A 20,289-nucleotide genomic window follows, 5' to 3' on the forward strand; every position below is an offset into this window, starting at 1 on the left:
AGTAGGACGTTGCCGGGCTGTTTTTCTTGATTGCTTACTATGAGCATGATGAAAACTTTATAATTTCTATTATCGCGGGGTGGAGCAGTCCGGTAGCTCGTCGGGCTCATAACCCGAAGGTCGCAGGTTCAAATCCTGCCCCCGCAATATGGTCTGGTAGTTCAGTTGGTTAGAATGCCTGCCTGTCACGCAGGAGGTCGCGGGTTCGAGTCCCGTCCAGACCGCCATTTACATTAATTATTTGAAAAGTACGAAACAGGGTTTCGGCTTTTTTTATTTTCATCAATCCATTTACTTTATGAAAAAACACCCTTAGGACGGATCCTAAGGTTTTTTTTACGTGTAAATAAGGTAAAATGTAGATATAGATTGCAATGGAAAGAAAGAGATATAGGTGATGGAATGGAAGAGTATGTGTTCAAATCGGAAAATGATCGGGAAACTACTGATATCGCAGCTAAATTGGCTTCATTATTACTGCCGGGAGATGTGATTGCTTTAGAAGGAGATTTAGGGGCTGGAAAAACCACTTTTACAAAGGGATTGGCCAAAGGATTGCAGATTTCAAGGACGGTGAATAGCCCTACCTTTACAATTATTAAAGAATATCAAGGCCGGTTGCCGTTATATCATATGGATGTGTACCGCGTGGCAGATTCATTAGAGGATCTCGGCTTTGATGAGTATTTTGAAGGTGATGGGGTATCTGTTGTGGAATGGGCTCATTTAATTGAAGAACAGCTGCCTTCTGAATTATTGACGATTTATTTGTACCATGAAGGAGAAGAAAAGCGTAAAATGGTGTTTGTACCTAAGGGTAAACGATATGAGCAATTATGCAGGGAGATTTTTTCATGACAGTATTAGCGATAGATACTTCTAATTATGCATTGGGAGTAGCCCTTTTAGAAGAGAATCAAGTACTAGGTGAATACATAACAAATTTAAAGAAGAACCACTCGGTCCGGATTATGCCGGCGATTGAGCAACTTATGAAGGATTGTGAAAGGGTGCCGGCGGATTTATCAAAGATTGTCGTTGCTAAGGGACCGGGATCTTACACGGGTGTGAGAATTGGGGTCACGATTGCTAAGACATTGGCTTGGACGTTGCAAATTCCACTTGTAGGGATCTCGAGCCTGGAAGTATTGGCAGCTGCAGGGCGTTATTTTAATGGTTATATTTCTCCACTATTTGATGCCAGACGAGGACAAATTTATACAGGGCTATACCAATTCACTAATGGGCAAATTGTGGCAATTGAGCCGGATCAAATTTTATTATCTGTGGACTGGGCTGCAAAATTAGCGAAGCTGGATCAGCCTGTCTTGTTTGTCGGAAATGATCTGCCGATACACCAAGCTGTTTTGGAAGAGGGATTATCCTCGCAAGCTGTATTTGCCTGTGTCACGGAGCACAATCCTAGACCTTCTGAACTTGCTTTGCTTGGGAAGGACAAGCCCGGTGAAGATATTCACAGCTTTGTACCGAATTATGTAAGGCTGGCTGAAGCTGAGGCTAAATGGCTCGAAGCTAATGGAAAACTTTAAGGATAAGGAAAGAGACATATGGATGATTCATATACTTTTCGGTTTATGAGGGAAGAGGACCTGGATGAAATAATGGAAGTGGAGCATGCCTCGTTTACGACACCATGGAGCAGAGAAGCTTTCTTAAATGAATTATATAACAATAAATTTGCGGTTTATCTTGTGCTTGAGAAAGATAATCGGGTCATTGGTTATTGTGGGGCCTGGGTTGTCATTGACGAGGCTCATGTGACCAATGTGGCAATTTTACCTGATTATAGGGGAAGAAAGTTAGGAGATGCCATGATGCGTAAGCTAATCTCAGTAGCACGTGACATGGGTGCGCATAGTATGACCCTCGAAGTGAGAGTAACCAACTATGTCGCACAATCTCTCTATCGAAAAATGGGCTTTCAAAATGGAGGCATTCGGAAGAATTATTATTCGGATAATTTAGAGGATGCTTGGGTAATGTGGGTGAATTTATGACAAAAGATCAATTAATTATGGGGATTGAAACAAGTTGTGATGAAACAGCTGTATCAATTATAAAAAATGGCAGGGAAATTGTGGCGAATGTGGTGGCTTCGCAAATTGAAAGCCATAAACGCTTTGGTGGAGTGGTACCGGAAATCGCTTCACGGCACCACGTGGAACAAATCACGATTGTGATGCAAGAAGCGTTAAAAGAAGCAGGTATTTCCATGGATGCCATTGATGCAATAGCTGTTACAGAAGGTCCTGGATTAGTGGGAGCCCTTTTAATCGGTGTAAATGCGGCAAAAGCATTAGCCTTTGCTCATCAAAAGCCGCTCGTTCCTGTTCACCATATTGCGGGACATATTTATGCCAACAGACTAGTAAAGGAACTGCAATTTCCACTGTTGGCTCTAGTGGTTTCCGGGGGGCATACTGAGCTGGTTTATATGAAGGAGCATGGTCATTTCCAAGTTATTGGGGAGACACGGGATGATGCGGCCGGTGAAGCTTATGATAAAGTAGCGAGAACCTTGAATCTACCATATCCTGGCGGTCCTCATATTGACCGTCTGGCCCACGAAGGCAGCCCAGTCATTGATTTGCCGAGGGCCTGGTTGGAGGAAGGTTCATATGACTTTAGCTTTAGCGGGTTAAAGTCAGCGGTGATCAACACGGTCCATAATGCTGAACAGCGTGGTGTGGTCATTGCTCCTGCTGATTTGGCCGCCAGCTTTCAGGAGAGTGTGATTGAGGTGCTCGTGAAAAAGACCAAATTAGCTGTGGCTGAATATGGTGTAAAGCAATTATTGGTAGCTGGGGGAGTGGCCGCAAATAAAGGGCTAAGAACGAATCTGGAAAAGGTTTTTGCTGATTCAAAGGTAGATCTTATCATTCCACCTTTATCATTATGCACTGATAATGCAGCCATGATTGCCGCTGCCGGCAGTGTGATGTTTGATAAAGGGGTACGGGCCGAGTTATCTCTCAATGCCAATCCAGGGTTGGATATTGAAATTTTTAATAAAATATAAAACAAAGCCTGTTCCACACTTAAAGATGGAACAGGCTTTTATTTTTACACAAATTTTTGGACTGAGTTGTTCTTGCTGAATCGATAAACAGCAATTAAGAAAAAGGCAAGAGCAAATGTGACCAGAATCAAGAAATTTAAATACAAGCTGCTAAGTGAGCTACCTTCCTGGAGTTTTGTCAGTGTATCTAAAGTCCAACGCTGCGGCAGGAACTCGGCAATTTTTTGAAGGGTTTTTGGCATGACTTCAACAGGCCAAAAGCATCCAGATAGCATGACAGTTGGTGTAATAATTAAATTTTGTAAAGCACCTGCTGCACTTCGGCTGTTTGAAAAAGAAGTAATGACCAGTGATAAGCCGACAGAAATAAGTGCAAAGAACAACATAACGCCGATGGCTTGCCAAAATGGAATATTGATGCCAATGTGAAAGAATCCTTTCATAATCGATACGGTGAGAATCGCTTGAATGCTCATCACGATCATATTAACAAACACATTTGAAAGGATATAGGTTCGGGCATTAATCGGCGTTGATAGTAAGCGAAAATAGGTGCGATTTTCTTTTTCTGAAAGGATGATCTCAGACATGTTGCAGGCAGACATCATCATAATCATGATCAAGAAGCCAATTGTTTGAATGGTCATATCTTTATTTTTAGACGTATCTGTTATCGAATGAGTCGACAATTGATAGCTGGTTTGTTGAAATTCCTGGTACATTTGCTTAAAGGTTTGTTGGTTTCCAGCGGCAGCTGTGCTGATGGCAGAAACGTTCTGGATATATTGATTTAAATAGGCCTTAACAAAACCAGTTATTTCAGCCCCTTTAATGGAGGTTAGCTGTATATGGTTGGGAGATCCGTTCAATACACTATCTGTAAAGCCTTTTTGAAAGGTGATAACACTGTCAAGTTTACCGGAAGTCAGTTGATCTTGTATTTGCGAATCCTCGAGTAGCTTGACTTCCACATTTTCTAATGCGCTTAAAAAATGGATGGTATCACTGGTGATTTCACTGTTGTCTTGGTTGACGATTCCGAGGTGAATGGTATACTTTTGGTCACCACCGTAGGCTAGTAGTGCAATCAGAATACCGATTAACGGCATGAATAGATACATGAAAATATTCTTTTTTTGCCTAAAGGTTACATATAGGGTGTTTTTCATTAACCAAAGAATTTCCCTCATTATAACCCCTCCCGTCTGCGTAAAGAGATAATGGCTATTATTAAGAAAAGAGTAGCCATTCCAAGATTCAAGGTAATTGCCGTTATGGCAGCTGAAAAGTCATTAGAGTAAATGATTTTGGTAATACCGGTATTGATCCATGTTAGTGGTGAAAGCTCAGTGATAAATTTAAAGATACCGTCAGGATTTTCTATTTTAAAATAGGCACCGCCAAAGAAGGAGGCTAGTTGAACCGTAAGCATAAGGATTACTCTTGGTGCACTGCTTGATTTGGTTAAAAAACTAATGCCAATACCTAAGCTTACGGCAAAAATGACTTCGGTAAGAAGGACGAGAAGAACCATCCCCAGGTGATCACCCCAGTTAGCTTTGAAAAATAATTTACTGCTGAACAGAACTAATATCACGCTGACCATATTACTTAACAAGCTTCCGACTACTTTTCCAATAAAGATTTCGCTTTTTGTGACTGGGGCAGCGATTAGACGATCTGCAGTTTTGTTTACCCGCTCTTTAACAATTAAAGAACTTGCTGACAAGGCACCATATAGAACAATCATTGTCGTCATGACAATCGCATAGTAATCCATCGAACCAGGCTGTTTATGTGGGGCGAGTGATGTTTCTTTTATAAAAGATGCTTGAGTGTTATGTGAGAAAGCACTTGCCAGTTGATTTGGAGCATTCTTCATGATGACAGAAGCAATATTGTATTGATCGACATAGGAAGAGAGCATCCCCTGAAGGATATTTCCTTCAATGCTATCCCGACTATTTAGATACAATTGAACTCCGTTGTCAGTCACTTCAATATAGCCAGTGTACTTGCCCTGTTTTACTTGCTTTTTTCCATCGCTCTTATCCTTCATTTGTTTGAAATGAATCCCGGAATGGTTTGCGGCTTCCATAAACTTATCAAACTGGCTATTTGAAGCAGTGTCCTGATATAAAACATGAATATTGTCTACAGGAATGCTCGTTTTAAATGTATTGGATAATGCTGTGCCGAGGACTAACATTAACACAATCGGGAAGGCCAGCATAAAAACCAATGTTCGGATATCGCGGAATTCGCTTTTGATTTCCTTTAAAGCAATGTTGATGATGTTCAAAGTTTTCTCTCCTCCCTGTCTATTGGTCTCGTAAATTTCTTCCGGTTAACGTTAAAAATACGGTTTCTAAATTGGGTTCTTTTTCATGCAAGGAGCGGATTTCGATATCGAGTGCCATAAAGTGTGCAATAATCTTGTTTAAGTTATTCACCCCGGTGCCGGAAGTAATTTTAATGAGATTGTCTTCAACCAGGACGCCTTCCACTCCGTTAATACTTTTTAAAGTCTGGGCATTTATGTTTTCAGTGGACTTCACTTCAATCCAAATGTCCTTTGTATCAGTAATAATGGATTTAAGCTGCTCCTTCGTTCCTTCGGCAATAATTTTTCCATGATCAATAATCGCAATACGGGAGCAGATTTCCTCTACTTCCTCCATATAGTGGCTGGTATAAATGATGGTACAGCCCATTTCGTTCAGCTTGCGAACAGATTGTAAAATATAGTTGCGGGACTGTGGATCAATACCCACTGTTGGTTCATCCATAATAATAAGTGAAGGGCGGTGGGCAATCGCACAGGCGATATTTAGCCGTCGCTTCATTCCTCCTGAAAAGCCTTTTGGATAGCTTTTTTGCTTATCTTGAAGCCCAACGAATTCCAAAGCAGCCTCTACTTTTTCATGTAGTTCTTCACCGCGAAGGCCATAGAGTCCGGCAAAAAACTTCACATTTTCATAGGCGGTAAGATCTTCATAAATGGCCAAATCCTGCGGAACAATACCAATATTCATTTTGGCAAACCGACTGTGTTTCACAATGTTTTTTCCAAGTATGTTGATCATTCCATCGCTGCTGCGGAGGAGGCCGGCAATCATATTAATCGTGGTGCTTTTTCCGGCGCCATTGGAACCAAGAAAGCCGAAAATTTCTCCTTCTGCAACAGATAATGACATATTATCAACAGCGATATAATCACCAAATTTTTTTGTTAAGTTTTTAATTTCTAATACGTTCATCTCTTCACCCCTAAATACTTTCTATGGTCTTAGTATAAAAAAAAGAATGAACGCGCATAAGTGCAATCGTTCATTCTTTTCACATGAAGAAATTCATGTTTTATGGATGGGATATTCATGATGAGATGGGAATCAGGGTAGTGACGGAAAAACCATTGGAACTGTCAACAATGACTTTTCCGTTGACTGCTGCCGTTCGTTCCTCCATCCCGATGATTCCTAGCCCTTTTTTAACCTTTTCCGCTCCTGAGCCATTATCGCGGACTTCAACTCTAATGATTTTGTTTAATACTTTCATATCAACAGAAATAAGGGTAGCATTTGAATACTTAGCAGCGTTGGTTAAAGCCTCTGTGGCATTTTCCTGGATTATTTTCCATTGTATTGGTGCAACAATATCTAAGTTTCCATCATAGGTAAGGGCAGTTTTAATCAGATGCTTTGCCGAAAACTCATCCATCAATAGCTTAATTCGATGAATGCCGACCTGTTCAGTGGGAGGTTTTAGATTTTTTAGGGTTAAACGGATACTTTCGATGCCATCTTTAGAAATATTAATAGCATTTTGCAACAATTCCACTGCTTTCTGTTGATTTGAATCCATGACCCGTTTGGCGGCCTCCATTTGAAATAAGGCACCGGTCATAGTGTGGCCGATATTATCATGAATTTCTTGAGAGATCCGGTTCCGTTCCTCTAACTTAAAGGTATATTCTGATTGTTTTATAAACTCATTATGATCGTTTAAATCCTTTGTTAACTTTTGCAGTGATTTTCGCAGTTGGTCGATTTGCTGTTCATCCTTTGTAATCCGTTCCCCATAAGTGGCTATCATTGAAAGTACCATAAAACTTAATATCGCAACCATGCCATAAAGGGGCTGCAACTCTTTTCCTAAATAGATGATTGGAAAAAAGGAGACAGCAAAAATCAAGAAACGTTTATTAGTAAAATGAGCAGAGATTTCTAATAAGGTTAGCGGTAAAAGAATAATAAAGATCGAATAAATAGAAAGATAAGCCATGATAATGAGACTGCCTGACAAGACAAGAACGATTGTTTGAATCATTGTTTTTCTTATAATATGAAAGGTAATATTGATGCAAAAATAGAGCAACATGGCAAATACCATCCATGCCATATGGGCATGATGGGATTGTGCACCGAGGATGGAAATGTAAAGCATAAGGACAAGCTTAGTTAGAATAATCCAGAATTCCATGCTACTCCACTTTCCCCGTGATATAGTAAATGGCAATTTGGGTTCGATGTTCAAGGCTAGTTTTGCCTAATATAGAAGTAATGTAGTTCGCTACGGTACCTTCTGAAATAAACAGCTGTTTGGAGATTTCCCGATTGGAAAATCCTTTGGCTATGAGCGACATGATGTCCTGTTCACGTTCAGTAAATAGCTTTTTATCAATCTTCGTTTCTGTTTCTCTCGTCCCGACTAGGTTCGCCTTAATTTTTTCTAAAATAACGTCCTGAAGAATACTATTCCCGTTAAATACACTTTTGATGGCATCGCGAATCCGTTCCGGTTCGTTATTTTTCAATAAGTAACCCTTCGCTCCGTTTTTTACGGCATCCAAAATATATTCATCATCATCAAATGTAGTTAATATGATGGGCTTTGTAGCAGTGTTCTGCGTTATTAGTTTTGTCGCTTCTACGCCGTTCATGTTGGGCATACGCACATCCAATAAAGCAATATCAACGGAGTGTTTTTGGCAGTAATCGAGGGCTTCCTGACCGTCACCGACTGTGTCTAATACTTCAAATTCGTCATATGTACTGAGAATAATCTTTAATCCTTCTCTGATAAAGGAATTATCATCTGCTATCAAGACCTTAATCTTTGGGACTTGTGTCATGTATTCCCCTCCAATTTCATCAATGTCTTAATTGAAATTATAACAGTAATAAATACTGAATTGTGAATAAATAGGGGAAATTTAATCAAACGATTGATTAATCATAGTTATTACTAATTAATCGATTGATTAAAAGGGTTCCTTTGTGGATAAATACTGGGAGGAGATTATTGATAGTGTGGATAAGGTTGCTATTTCTGTGGATAATGTGGATAAAACGGACTAAAACTGTGGATAATGTGGAAAAGCTTAATGAATGTAGTAAAATAAACCTAAGGTAATGTGAATAAAATTGTGGAAAAAGTTCTTTGTTTAGTGGATAACCTTTTTTATGTAAAAAAACCGGGCTAATGGAGCCCGGTTTTATTCATTCAGCCAGTTTTGCCCATTCTTCTAGTAAAAGGTCAAGCTCGGCTTTAGCCTGTTCATTTTTTTGCGTAATTTCTAATACCTTTTCATGATCCTGAAAGACATCAGGTTCACATAATAACTGCTCGTACTCTTGGATGGCTTCTTCAATTTCTTCAATACGAAGTTCGATTTCTTCCAACTTCCGTTTCCGCTGCCGTTCCAGCTTTTTTGACTCTTTATCTTGATGGTACGTATTCTTTTCCACCATCTCAGTCTTGGGTTGCTTTTTCTGTGATTCAGCAAGGGCTAATGCTGCCAGTTCCTCCTGCTCGAGTTTCTTTTCGACATAATAATCATAGTCTCCAAGATACTCAGTGCTGCTTGTTTTGCTGAGCTCTAACACCTTAGTGGCAATACGGTTAATAAAGTACCGGTCATGGGAGACGAACAGAATCGTTCCCGGATAGTCAATTAGTGCATTTTCGAGTACTTCTTTACTATCAAGGTCCAAGTGGTTGGTCGGCTCGTCCAGGATTAACAAGTTGGCCTTTTCAAGCATTAGCTTTGCCAGCGCAAGCCGGGCCTTTTCACCACCGCTTAAGGAGGAGACTGTTTTAAGGACATCGTCTCCGGAGAACAGGAAGTTACCCAGTACAGTCCTAATTTCCTTTTCCGGTTTAAGAGGATAGTCATCCCAGAGTTCATTTAGGACACGCTTATTGGACTTTAAGTTGGCTTGTTCTTGGTCATAATATCCAATAGTAAGATTGGTACCGTAGTTAATCGTTCCTCCAAGCGATGGAAGTTTTTTAATAATCGTCTTTAACATGGTGGACTTGCCAATCCCGTTTGGGCCTACAAGTGCAATACTTTCTCCCCTAAAAACTCGAAAAGTGATATTCTCTGAAACTTTCTCACCCTCATAGCCAATTGCCAGGGAGTCTACCATCAGTACGTCGTTCCCGCTTTGCTTTTCAATTTCAAATGAAAAGGATGCAGATTTTTCATCCCCGAGCGGACGGTCCATCACTTCAATTTTTTCAAGTTTTTTGCGGCGGCTCTGTGCCCGTTTGGTTGTGGACGCCCTTGCCAGGTTCCGTTGAATGAAATCTTGCAGGGATGCAATTTCCTGCTGTTGTTTTTCATAAAGCTTCAGATCGCGTTCATAATTGGCAGCCTTTTGCTCCAGATAGTAACTATAATTGCCTGTAAACCGCTGAATTTGGTTTCGGGAAAGTTCATAGACCTGGGTAACGACTTTGTCCAAGAAATAGCGGTCATGGGAGACAATCAGAATGGCTCCGCTATAGCCTTGTAAATATTGTTCTAGCCAAGACAATGTTTCAATATCAAGATGGTTGGTCGGCTCGTCCAAGATTAAAATGTCTGGTTTTGTTAATAACAGTTTACCAAGGGCTAGACGGGTTTTTTGACCGCCGCTCAGACTGGAAATTGAAACGGCAGAATCCTGAAAATTTAAACCGTTAAGGACAGACCGGATATCTGCTTCGTACTGATAGCCTCCTTGTTCCTTAAAGGTGACCTGGAGCTGATCATATTCCTTTAAAATCCGCTCATATTTGGTTGGGTTATTAAAGACTTCAGGATCAGCCATTTGCGCTTCAAGGCTTCGCAAAGCCTTTTCTTGCTGCTGAAGATATTCAAAGACGGTTAACATTTCATCCCAAATGGACAGACTTGATTCCAACCCGGTATTTTGCGCTAAGTATCCGATCGAGACACCCTTTGGCTTGATTATTTCTCCACCGTCATGGGAAAGATGCCCTGCGATAATTTTTAAAAGGGTGGATTTCCCAGCACCATTACGACCTACAAGGGCAACACGGTCCCTCGTTTGTAATTCAAGCTTAATATTGGATAAAATAAGGTCAGCACCAAAGTATTTTTGTAATTGATTAACTTGTAATAAAATCATATTTTTTCACCTCTATTACCTAGGAATAGTGTACCGTATTCCTGAAATAACGGCAATAAAGCAGGATATTGTACGTTTTGGAAAAAAATATCACCATTCGCTCAAACTTTCACACACAGAGACGGTAAAATATAGTATCATTTTTTTTGGAGGACTATACTATGGCAGAGTTTACGCATTTTAATGAAGAAGGCAGAGCAAAGATGGTGGATGTAAGCGATAAGCCGGAAACGGCGAGAACAGCGCTTGCGCATTCTAGCATTACTGTGAGTAAAGAAATTTATGAAAAAATCACTAATCAGGAAATGAAAAAAGGCGATGTCTTAGCAGTTGCCCAAGTGGCAGCAGTGATGGCAGCGAAAAGGACATGGGAAATCATCCCGATGTGCCACCCGATTCCATTAACGGGTATAAATGTTACTTTCTCCTGGGAAAGCGATAACGATCAGTATACATTGCAAATTCAGGCAACAGTTAAGACTAAAGGGCAGACAGGTGTTGAAATGGAAGCGCTAACAGCAGCTTCTGTTTGTGCCTTAACGGTATATGATATGTGTAAAGCAGTGGATAAGGGTATGGTAATCGGCCCTACCTACTTAATGGAGAAATCCGGCGGCAAAAATGGCGATTTTAGACGACTTGATCGAATATAAACAAAATGATTAGCGGGGTGAAGGAGTAATATGTCGAATGAAACAATGAAAATCCCACAAGCAACAGCAAAGCGATTGCCCTTATATTATCGATTTTTACAAAACTTGCATTCTTCCGGAAAGCAACGAGTATCATCAGCCGAATTAAGCGAGGCAGTAAAAGTAGACTCCGCAACAATTCGCAGGGACTTTTCCTATTTTGGAGCCCTTGGTAAAAAGGGTTACGGCTATAATGTCAATTATCTATTGTCCTTTTTCCGAAAAACCTTGGATCAAGACGAATTAACGAAGGTTGCCTTAATTGGGGTAGGGAATTTGGGCACAGCCTTTTTACATTATAATTTTTTAAAAAATAACAATACGAAAATTCAGTGCGCGTTTGATGTTTCACCCGATAAAATTGGCACTTCCATCGGCGATGTTCCGGTTCTGTCCATGGATGATTTGGAAAAACATTTGGTCGAGGATGATATTTCGGTTGCGATTTTAACCGTACCTGCTCCTGTTGCTCAGATGATAACGGATCGCCTTGCGAATACAGGGGTCAGAGGTATTTTAAACTTCACCCCTGCCAGATTAAATGTTCCAGCCTCCATTCGGGTTCACCATATTGATTTAGCAGTTGAACTGCAATCACTGGTGTACTTTTTAAAACATTATCCATCAATTGGAGAAGTAGAAGTTGAAGAATAATTTTGCCATGGGTCTTTCCATAATTGGGAGGGCCCATTTTTTTTCCTAAAAAAAGGAGTAAGACAGAGACCCCTTATTAACCCGAAAAAGGGAGAGGTCCTCGAAGGGTGGGTTTTGGAAAAAGTGATGAGAGAATTCCGACAGAAATCGCAAGTACCTCCTAAAAAACATTTTGATGGACGGTATTCCTAGATAGAGGCGGCCCCATTTTAAAGGTTCAGCCTTTTTTGATGGTAGATACCAAAAAATTTACAAAATGATAAAACAACGCCTTTACAACGTAACAGTGTTATGTTACATTAATGTCATCGGAAAGGAGTTTTTAAAAAATGAGTGAGGAGTTAATTTCTAAAAAAGAGTTATTGGATTTAGCAGGAATATCATATGGGCAGTTATATCGCTGGAAGCGAAAAGACTTGATTCCCGAGGAATGGTTTATTCGCAAGTCTACTTTTACTGGTCAGGAGACTTTTTTTCCTAAGGAAAAGATCTTAAAACGCATCGAAAAAATCCAAACGATGAAGGAGAATTTATCGTTGGATGAATTGGCCAATATGTTTTCCCCAAGCGTAACAGACCTACAATTAACAGCTGAAGAGTTAGTAAAACGAAACACTGTTTCGCAAATGTCGATAAATCTATATCTGGATATCGAAAAAAATGGTCCTGACTTTAATTTTTCGAGAATACTTGAAATATATGTATTAGATAAGCTTTTGCAGTCCGGTGAGGTAAATCTCGAAGAGGGAAAAATGATTGTTCAGCTACTAGTAGCTAATCGAGCAATGATTAAGCAAAAAAGCGGTGAATTAGTGATCACTCGAAAGCTAGGTGTTTCTTCGTGCCTATTAGCAATCAATGCGGAGAGCATTCATTTTGAAACGGGAACAAAGGTAGTGTCCCGTCTGCCATTGATGGGCTGCATGGAAGAACTAAAAGCCAAATTACTCTAAAAGGGGAATGGAAATGGATACGCAAAAAAAGGGAGACCTTTATATAAATGGCATTGGATCATCCAATGGCGGACAATTTGACAAAGTGTTGATTAACGGCAGAGGAAGCGTCAATTCCGATATTGATTGTAATGAATTTGAATGCAATGGTTTAGGAACAGCAAAGGGGAATATTCGGGCGGAAAAGGTAATCGTGAGTGGGAAGGGCAAAATGGAGGGGGACGTGAACTCCAAAAAAATCCTAGTTGAAGGGACCGCTAAAATCATTGGAAACGTGGAAGTGGAAAAGCTGCGAATCTCGGGCCAAACTTCTATAGGTGGCTGGCTCAAAGGCGAGGAAATTCAAATGAAAGGGACCCTTTCCGTTGGTGGCGATTGTGAAGCTGAAACATTTAAAGGGGAGGCACAATTTACAATTGGCGGATTATTAAATGCCGATGAAGTGGATATAAAAATCTTTTGGAATTGCCATGTAAAAGAAATAGGCGGGAGAACCATTAGGGTCGAGTATAAAGAGTCGCTGGTCGGAAATTTGCTGAAACCTTTTACACGCCATCAACTAGTGACTGAACTAATGGAAGGGGACAAAATTGAGGTGGAATATACAAAGGCCAAGATTATTCGCGGGAATGACGTAAAAATTGGGCCGAATTGCCAAATTGGTTTAATCGAATATACAGGTGAACTTACTGTCGACAAGTCAGCTGATGTTGGCGAAACAAGAAGGGTGTAATAGGAGGGGAAAAGGATGAGTAAGATAGAAAACTTAATCATCAATGGATCAGGAAGTTATAGCGGAGGCAGCTACGAAAAAGTCAGTATCCGTGGTGAAGGTACCATTGTTCAGGATGTGGAATGTGCTGCTTTTCATGTATATGGTACGAGTAAGGCGGAAACAAACGTAAAGGCTGATAAGGTAAAAGTCCTGGGTGAGGCCAAAGTAAGAGGAGACTTAGAGGCAAAGGATACCACTGTGATGGGTACCTTGGAAATTGGCGGAAGAGCCCGTTTGGAAAAAATCAAAATCTTAGGTCAGCTTGAAGCGGGGGAACGTTTAACGGGTGTAACAGCCACCATTAAAGGAGGACTTACTGTTAATGGAGATGTGGAGTATGAAACGTTTGATTCCAGCGGTGGATTTGAAATAAAGGGACTCCTCTCAGCTGATACCATCCAAATTGGCCTGCGGTACGGTGACAGTAAGGCCGCTGAAATTGGAGGAGAGCGAATTATGGTAAAACGAAAGAAAAATTCGTTACTTCCTTTTGGAAAAAGTCTAGGAACGTTAACGGCCCAAGTAATTGAAGGGGACGATATACATTTGGAAAATACAAAGGCTGATATCGTTCGCGGAAATAAGGTGTTGATTGGACCAGGATGCGAGATAGGGCTGGTCGAGTACACGGCGGATCTACAACTTGACCAGAGTTCAGTGGTCAAAACAAAGACAAAAAGGTAAAGGAGAAATAGGATGACAACAAAAGAAAGTAAATTAGGCTTGGTTGTGGCAGGGTTATTATTAAGTATTTTAATGGCCTCCATGGACAATACGATTGTCGTAACGGCTATGGGGACCATTGTCGGAGACCTCGGTGGTCTCGAGAGTTTTGTTTGGGTGGTTTCGGCTTATATGGTAGCGGAAATGGCGGGCATGCCGATTTTCGGAAAGTTATCGGATATGTACGGCAGAAAGCGGTTCTTTGTCTTCGGTCTGATTCTATTTATGACCGGATCGGCATTATGCGGAACGGCCGAGACGATTACCCAGTTGAGTATTTACCGAGCAATACAAGGAATAGGTGGAGGCGCGCTAGTTCCTATTGCATTTACGATTATGTTTGACCTGTTTCCACCTGAAAAGCGCGGAAAAATGGGCGGGATGTTCGGAGCTGTTTTTGGAATGTCGAGCATATTTGGACCACTGATTGGAGCATATATTACCGACCACATCAGCTGGCATTGGATTTTCTATATTAATTTACCTCTAGGGATACTCTCGCTTATTTTTATCCTCATCTCCTATAAGGAATCACCAAGCCACCAAAAACAATCCATTGACTGGTGGGGAGCCGCCACGTTGATTGGAGCGGTTGTTAGTCTAATGTTTGCACTGGAGCTAGGAGGTCAGAAATATCAATGGGACTCCACACTTATATTAAGTTTATTTGCAGGCTTTACCATTCTGTTTGTGATCTTTTTATTCATTGAAAAAAAAGTAAAGGACCCAATCATTTCATTTACCATGTTTAAAGATCGGCTGTTTGCCGGCAGCGCCATTGTAGGGTTGTTTTATGGGGCAGCATTTATGGCAGCCACCGTGTATATCCCGATCTTTGTCCAGGGAGTTTATGGCGGAAGTGCAACGAACTCGGGTCTCGTCTTACTGCCAATGATGCTGGGATCCGTCGTAACAGCACAGGTAGGCGGCTTTTTAACAACTAAACTGAGCTACCGAAATATCATGTTTATGTCCAGTATCATTTTTATTTGCGGATTACTGCTTCTTAGCACCATTACACCGGAAACGAGCAGGACATTGTTGACACTTTATATGATTGTCGTGGGATTAGGAGTTGGATTTTCATTTTCGGTATTAAGTATGGCAGCCATCCATCCGTTTGGAGTTGAACAGCGCGGTTCTGCCACGTCTACCAGTAACTTCATTCGGTCACTGGGGATGACCATTGGAATCTCAATTTTTGGCACGATCCAGAGAAATGGTTTTAATGACAAATTAACTGATGCATTTACTGGAATGGGCCCGATGCCGCAGGGGAAATCAACGGACGATGCCCGGGCGTTTTTATCAGAACAGGCCCGAAGCCAAATTCCTCCCCAAATTCTTGAAAAAATAACCGAAGCCTTATCCAGTTCAATCGTTCATACTTTTACTTGGGGACTGGTACCAGCAGGGCTCGCCTTCCTCTTTATCTTTATTCTCGGAAAAGAAAAAATGGTTATCCATAGAAAGGCAAAATCACATCAAGCATAAAAAAGAACTCCCCTCAATGCACAAGGGGAGTTCTGTTATTTTTTTAATTGATTTTTCAACTTAAAATGAAAACTAATCATTTTAAAACCGGAACCAAAGTCAAAGGTGGCCAATATCACTAGAAGATAGCTGAAAAAGCCCCAGCCATTTGCTTGCACATCATGGATGGCGAAATAGGTGAATAAGCTACCAATCACTAGGTATATAATCCCGGAAAACATAGGTGAACGTCTCATAAGAATCCTCCGATAAAATGTTGAACTGATTCCGCCTCACGCATCATTCTTTCGATATCATCACGGTAAACAGATTGAACTAGAACGACCAATGTATTCATAGATACGTGGGCAATAATGGGTACAATGATTCGTTTTGTTTTTACATAAAGAAAAGCAAAGGTAAAGCCCATCGCTGCGTAAATCAAGATATGCTCAAAATCCATATGGGCTAAGGCAAAGACAACGGAGCTTATTAAGGCTGAAATGAAAAAATTAAACCTGGTATAAAATGCTCCAAAGACAATTTTGCGAAAAACGATTTCCTCTAAAATGGGACCAATGATACTAGTGACGATGACCGCCAGTGGAAACGTATCAATGATATTAATAATTTGCCTCGTATTTTCTGAACCTGATTTAATACCAATCATTTGCTCAATGATAGCGGATATGTACTGGGAGAAATAGGCCATGAAAAACCCAAGAATCGACCATACAAAAAGCTGCCCAAAGGAACGATCCCTGTCATTTAAACGAAAAGCTTTTATTTCTTTTCGCAGCAGAAACAGGACAATGATTAAGCAGAGTGAAAAACTTGCGATGAGCCAGATCGGAACTGCCAAGCGCATGTCAAACCCGAAAGATCGAAATCCGTATTGGAATGCAGGAACACCAATGCCACTGGACAGCTGCATAACTATGTAAGTGATAAGGATATACCAATATTCTTTCTTCAAGAAGATGAACCCCTTTTGAACCCTATTTTTTAATATTAAATGATTCATTATTCCTCATTCTACATGTAAATACAGCTCAGTTTCAATCTTGAACCCTTGTTTAGAAAAAAGAATGTATAGAATGATTTGGTTTTCACATACTTTATAAGGTGCAAAAAATGGTAAATTTTTTATAAAAATTTTATGCGTGCTACTTGCAAAAGATATGTAGATTATTTATTATAATAATTGTGTTAGCACTCATGATAAGCGAGTGCTAATAATGACCGAAAACACATATATTTGAGGAGGTTGTTACAAGTGTTAAGACCATTAGGTGATCGCATTGTGATCGAACTAGTTGAAACAGAAGAAAAAACTGCAAGCGGTATCGTATTACCGGACTCAGCAAAGGAAAAGCCACAAGAAGCAAAAGTCGTTGCTGTTGGAACCGGTCGTGTACTTGAAAATGGCGAACGCGTAGCACTTGAAGTTTCTGTAGGTGATCGCATTATCTTCTCAAAATACGCTGGTACAGAGGTTAAATACCAAGGTACAGAGTACTTAATTTTACGTGAAAGCGACATCCTTGCTGTAGTAGGCGAATAAGGAAAAAACTTTAAACAAAAATATCATACGGTTTAATATATGAGGAGGTTTTTGAACAATGGCTAAAGAGATTATGTTTAGTGAAGATGCTCGCCGTGCAATGCTACGCGGTGTTGATACACTTGCAAATGCGGTAAAAGTTACTCTTGGACCTAAAGGACGCAACGTGGTTCTTGAGAAAAAATTTGGTTCACCACTTATCACTAATGACGGTGTAACCATCGCAAAAGAAATCGAATTAGAAGATGCATTCGAAAACATGGGTGCGAAGCTTGTTGCTGAAGTAGCCAGCAAAACAAACGATGTTGCTGGTGACGGTACAACAACTGCGACAGTTCTTGCTCAAGCGATGATTCGCGAAGGCTTAAAGAACGTGACTGCAGGCGCTAACCCAATGGGTATCCGTAAAGGTATCGAAAAAGCAGTTGCAGCTGCTGTAACAGAATTAAAATCTATTTCTAAGCCAATCGAAGGCAAAGATTCTATCGCTCAAGTTGCTGCCATCTCTTCAGATGACCAAGAAGTTGGCCGCTTAATCGCGGAAGCAATGGAAAAAGTGGGTAACGACGGTGTTATCACAATCGAAGAATCTAAAGGCTTCACAACTGAACTTGATGTTGTAGAAGGTATGCAATTCGATCGAGGATATGTGTCTGCTTACTTCGTAACAAACACGGAAAAAATGGAAGCAGTATTAGAAAATCCATATATCTTAATCACTGACAAGAAAATCTCCAGCATTCAAGAAATCCTTCCGGTTCTTGAGCAAGTTGTTCAACAAGGCAAGCCATTATTGATGATTGCTGAAGACATCGAAGGTGAAGCATTATCTACATTAGTAGTGAATAAGCTTCGCGGTACATTCAATGCTGTTGCTGTTAAAGCTCCTGGCTTCGGTGACCGTCGTAAAGCAATGCTTGAAGACATCGCTGTATTAACTGGCGGTGAAGTAATCACTGAAGAGCTTGGCCGTGACCTTAAATCTGCCACTCTTGCATCTTTAGGACGCGCAGCTAAAATCGTGGTTACTAAAGAAAATACAACAATCGTGGAAGGTGCCGGCGAAACTGATGCTATTCAAGGCCGTGTTAACCAAATCCGCGTTCAATTAGAAGAAACTACTTCTGAATTTGACCGTGAAAAATTACAAGAGCGCCTAGCTAAATTAGCTGGCGGTGTAGCAGTTATCAAAGTTGGTGCTGCCACTGAAACTGAATTAAAAGAGCGTAAACTTCGCATCGAAGACGCATTAAACGCTACTCGCGCTGCTGTTGAAGAAGGAATCGTATCCGGTGGTGGTGTTGCCCTTCTAAACGTATACAGCAAAGTAGAAGCTCTTCAAGCAGAAGGCGACGAAGCAACTGGTATCAAAATCGTTTTACGTGCGATGGAAGAACCAATGCGCACAATTGCTCAAAACGCAGGTCTTGAAGGCTCTGTCATCGTTGAGCGCTTAAAGCGTGAAGAAGTAGGCGTAGGCTTCAACGCTGCTACCGGTCAATGGGTAAACATGATCGAGTCTGGTATCGTTGACCCAACGAAAGTAACTCGTTCTGCTCTTCAAAACGCAGCATCTGTTGCAGCTATGTTCTTAACAACTGAAGCTGTAGTAGCTGACAAACCAGAACCAGCTGGTGCCGGAATGCCTGACATGGGCGGCATGGGCGGTATGGGTGGAATGGGCGGCATGATGTAACAAACACTTTATATCCTTTATATTTAAGGATTTGTAAGGTGTAACGTAATCTGCAGTGTCCGAAAAAGTGACCGATATTCATTATTGAGATTCTTAAGAGGTCTTCTGTTAAGTTAGTGAACTTAATGGGAGCCTCTTTTTTAATGTCTATCTTCTCAATTATCTCTCCTTTCAAATATTATTGCTTCAATATATTCCTCAACTATTATCGTAATAACAAATCCTCTTATAAAAACTCCTTAGTTTATTTTTATAAAAAACAGGAAAAGCAGGAATCCAGACACTTAATGGTATAGGAATCATCAAATGCAAACTTTATTCCAAACCTACAATTGAAGATAAATACCATTGGCGGGGCTGCTTCAAATGAATTGGAGGCTGTTTGAATTTAACTGTACTTGAATAATATTTACATAAGGAGTTAACTATAAAAATAATTTCCTTCGTATTGGTGATGGCAAAATGAAGATTTTTCATAATAAACCAAGAAAAAAATTAAATGAGCCTCAAAAACAAGTAAACGAAATTCAAAATAAAAAGTTAAGCACAACCCTATCCGAAAATCTTGTAGATTTGTATACACTTTTCACTTATACCCCTGACTTAATTGTACGACACTTGGATATTAAGAAGAGTGGTGAGAAAGCGGTCCTTATTTACCTTGCGGGTCTAACTAATACAGACTCCGTCCATGAACATATCCTTCGCCCGTTAATCTATGACGTTGAAGATAAGAAGAATCCTAACTTAGCGGTATCGATTGGTCACGTAGGATCAATAAACCATTGGACAGAGCTTGAGAACGGTATTCTACAAGGTAAAAGTGCATTGTTAGTAGAAGGACGAAGTGATGCAATGATCTTCGACACCCAAGGTTGGCCACAAAGAGCAATTGAAGATCCACAGCTCGAAGCTTCTTTAAAAGGGGCACATCAAGGGTTTGGTGAGACAAGCAGCAAAAATATCGCATTAGTCCGCCGTTATATTTCCGACCGTGAGCTAAAAATCAAAGAGATGACAGTTGGACGCCGAAGTAAGAGCAAAGTTTCGATTTTGTACTTAGAAGATGTTGCACACCAAGAGGTATTGCGAGAGCTAGAGGATCGTATCCGCCAATTAGATATCGACGCGATTCTTAATGCAGGAGAGTTAGAGGAATTCATTGAGGATAATTCCTTTTCACCATTTCCGCAACTTATCTCAACGGAACGGCCAGATGCGGCTGCCTCTCATATTTTACAGGGAAGATTTATTGTCATAGTGGATGGATCCCCCGCAGCATTGGTCGCACCAGTAAC

At 40.6% G+C, this 20,289-nt stretch carries 21 protein-coding genes and 2 tRNA genes; 15 read left to right on the forward strand and 8 right to left on the reverse strand.

Features of this window, described 5'->3' with window-relative positions:
• The first annotated feature begins 73 nt into the window (after nucleotides 1–73).
• The 6 genes from V7083_RS15000 to tsaD all read left to right on the forward strand — a co-directional run bounded on the left by V7083_RS15000 (nucleotide 74) and on the right by tsaD (nucleotide 3,040).
• Nucleotides 74–147, forward strand: a tRNA-Met gene (locus V7083_RS15000).
• Between the two features lie 3 nt (nucleotides 148–150).
• Nucleotides 151–227, forward strand: a tRNA-Asp gene (locus V7083_RS15005).
• 175 nt (nucleotides 228–402) lie between these two features.
• A complete protein-coding gene (gene tsaE / locus V7083_RS15010) occupies nucleotides 403–858 on the forward strand; it encodes a tRNA (adenosine(37)-N6)-threonylcarbamoyltransferase complex ATPase subunit type 1 TsaE (RefSeq protein ID WP_335479228.1) in 456 nt (151 codons plus the stop codon).
• Entirely contained in the window at nucleotides 855–1,550 is a 696-nt protein-coding gene (gene tsaB / locus V7083_RS15015; RefSeq protein WP_335479184.1) for a tRNA (adenosine(37)-N6)-threonylcarbamoyltransferase complex dimerization subunit type 1 TsaB, read from the forward strand. Before tsaE ends, tsaB begins: the two co-directional genes overlap by 4 nt.
• An 18-nt stretch (nucleotides 1,551–1,568) precedes the next feature.
• Nucleotides 1,569–2,018, forward strand: coding sequence for a ribosomal protein S18-alanine N-acetyltransferase (gene rimI / locus V7083_RS15020; RefSeq protein WP_335479187.1), 450 nt, complete (start codon nucleotides 1,569–1,571; stop codon nucleotides 2,016–2,018).
• Complete coding sequence (gene tsaD, locus V7083_RS15025) at nucleotides 2,015–3,040, forward strand: tRNA (adenosine(37)-N6)-threonylcarbamoyltransferase complex transferase subunit TsaD (protein WP_335479190.1); 1,026 nt, start codon at nucleotides 2,015–2,017, stop codon at nucleotides 3,038–3,040. The genes rimI and tsaD overlap by 4 nt, the downstream gene beginning before the upstream one ends.
• A 44-nt stretch (nucleotides 3,041–3,084) precedes the next feature.
• On the opposite strand, the gene V7083_RS15030 is transcribed toward tsaD, so the two are convergent.
• From V7083_RS15030 to V7083_RS15055, 6 genes are all read right to left on the reverse strand, one after another.
• Nucleotides 3,085–4,230, reverse strand: a complete 1,146-nt coding sequence (locus tag V7083_RS15030) for an ABC transporter permease (protein ID WP_335479192.1) — start codon at nucleotides 4,228–4,230, stop codon at nucleotides 3,085–3,087.
• A complete protein-coding gene (locus V7083_RS15035; RefSeq protein WP_335479194.1) occupies nucleotides 4,230–5,342 on the reverse strand; it encodes an ABC transporter permease in 1,113 nt (370 codons plus the stop codon). Before V7083_RS15035 ends, V7083_RS15030 begins: the two co-directional genes overlap by 1 nt.
• A gap of 19 nt (nucleotides 5,343–5,361) precedes the next feature.
• Nucleotides 5,362–6,300, reverse strand: coding sequence for an ABC transporter ATP-binding protein (locus V7083_RS15040; RefSeq protein WP_335479196.1), 939 nt, complete (start codon nucleotides 6,298–6,300; stop codon nucleotides 5,362–5,364).
• Between the two features lie 115 nt (nucleotides 6,301–6,415).
• Complete coding sequence (locus tag V7083_RS15045) at nucleotides 6,416–7,522, reverse strand: sensor histidine kinase (protein WP_335479199.1); 1,107 nt, start codon at nucleotides 7,520–7,522, stop codon at nucleotides 6,416–6,418.
• A 1-nt stretch (nucleotide 7,523) separates the two neighbouring features.
• Nucleotides 7,524–8,174, reverse strand: coding sequence for a response regulator transcription factor (locus V7083_RS15050; RefSeq protein WP_335479201.1), 651 nt, complete (start codon nucleotides 8,172–8,174; stop codon nucleotides 7,524–7,526).
• Between the two features lie 367 nt (nucleotides 8,175–8,541).
• Nucleotides 8,542–10,461 (reverse strand): ABC-F family ATP-binding cassette domain-containing protein, encoded by a 1,920-nt coding sequence (locus V7083_RS15055; RefSeq protein ID WP_335479203.1) that lies wholly within the window; start codon nucleotides 10,459–10,461, stop codon nucleotides 8,542–8,544.
• 161 nt (nucleotides 10,462–10,622) lie between these two features.
• On the opposite strand from V7083_RS15055, the gene moaC reads away from it, so the two are divergent.
• From moaC to V7083_RS15085, 6 genes are all read left to right on the forward strand, one after another.
• Entirely contained in the window at nucleotides 10,623–11,114 is a 492-nt protein-coding gene (gene moaC / locus V7083_RS15060; protein WP_335479205.1) for a cyclic pyranopterin monophosphate synthase MoaC, read from the forward strand.
• A 30-nt stretch (nucleotides 11,115–11,144) separates the two neighbouring features.
• Nucleotides 11,145–11,807 (forward strand): redox-sensing transcriptional repressor Rex, encoded by a 663-nt coding sequence (locus tag V7083_RS15065; RefSeq protein WP_335479207.1) that lies wholly within the window; start codon nucleotides 11,145–11,147, stop codon nucleotides 11,805–11,807.
• A gap of 329 nt (nucleotides 11,808–12,136) precedes the next feature.
• Entirely contained in the window at nucleotides 12,137–12,760 is a 624-nt protein-coding gene (locus tag V7083_RS15070; protein ID WP_335479209.1) for a YhbD family protein, read from the forward strand.
• A 13-nt stretch (nucleotides 12,761–12,773) separates the two neighbouring features.
• Entirely contained in the window at nucleotides 12,774–13,493 is a 720-nt protein-coding gene (locus tag V7083_RS15075; RefSeq protein ID WP_335479211.1) for a polymer-forming cytoskeletal protein, read from the forward strand.
• A gap of 15 nt (nucleotides 13,494–13,508) precedes the next feature.
• Nucleotides 13,509–14,219, forward strand: a complete 711-nt coding sequence (locus V7083_RS15080) for a cytoplasmic protein (protein ID WP_335479213.1) — start codon at nucleotides 13,509–13,511, stop codon at nucleotides 14,217–14,219.
• A 12-nt stretch (nucleotides 14,220–14,231) separates the two neighbouring features.
• Complete coding sequence (locus V7083_RS15085) at nucleotides 14,232–15,752, forward strand: MDR family MFS transporter (RefSeq protein WP_335479215.1); 1,521 nt, start codon at nucleotides 14,232–14,234, stop codon at nucleotides 15,750–15,752.
• Nucleotides 15,753–15,787: 35 nt separating this feature from the next.
• Here the strand turns inward: V7083_RS15085 and V7083_RS15090 are convergent, their stop codons facing one another.
• Both V7083_RS15090 and V7083_RS15095 read right to left on the reverse strand, forming a co-directional pair.
• On the reverse strand, nucleotides 15,788–15,988 hold the full coding sequence (locus V7083_RS15090; protein WP_335479218.1) for a YdiK family protein: 201 nt from the start codon (nucleotides 15,986–15,988) through the stop codon (nucleotides 15,788–15,790).
• The gene (locus V7083_RS15095) at nucleotides 15,985–16,707 is read right to left on the reverse strand and encodes a CPBP family intramembrane glutamic endopeptidase (protein ID WP_335479220.1); all 723 of its coding nucleotides are present in this window, start codon (nucleotides 16,705–16,707) and stop codon (nucleotides 15,985–15,987) included. Before V7083_RS15095 ends, V7083_RS15090 begins: the two co-directional genes overlap by 4 nt.
• Nucleotides 16,708–17,007: 300 nt before the next feature.
• On the opposite strand from V7083_RS15095, the gene groES reads away from it, so the two are divergent.
• The 3 genes from groES to V7083_RS15110 all read left to right on the forward strand — a co-directional run.
• Entirely contained in the window at nucleotides 17,008–17,295 is a 288-nt protein-coding gene (gene groES / locus V7083_RS15100) for a co-chaperone GroES (protein WP_335479222.1), read from the forward strand.
• 58 nt (nucleotides 17,296–17,353) lie between these two features.
• Complete coding sequence (gene groL / locus V7083_RS15105) at nucleotides 17,354–18,991, forward strand: chaperonin GroEL (protein WP_335479224.1); 1,638 nt, start codon at nucleotides 17,354–17,356, stop codon at nucleotides 18,989–18,991.
• Between the two features lie 462 nt (nucleotides 18,992–19,453).
• Nucleotides 19,454–20,289 (forward strand): spore germination protein (locus V7083_RS15110; protein WP_335479226.1); only part of this gene is annotated, 836 nt, incomplete at its 3' end.

Origin of the sequence: Bacillus sp. JJ1764 (assembly GCF_036962145.1) — a bacterium.
Classification (GTDB): Bacteria; Bacillota; Bacilli; order Bacillales; family Cytobacillaceae; genus Neobacillus.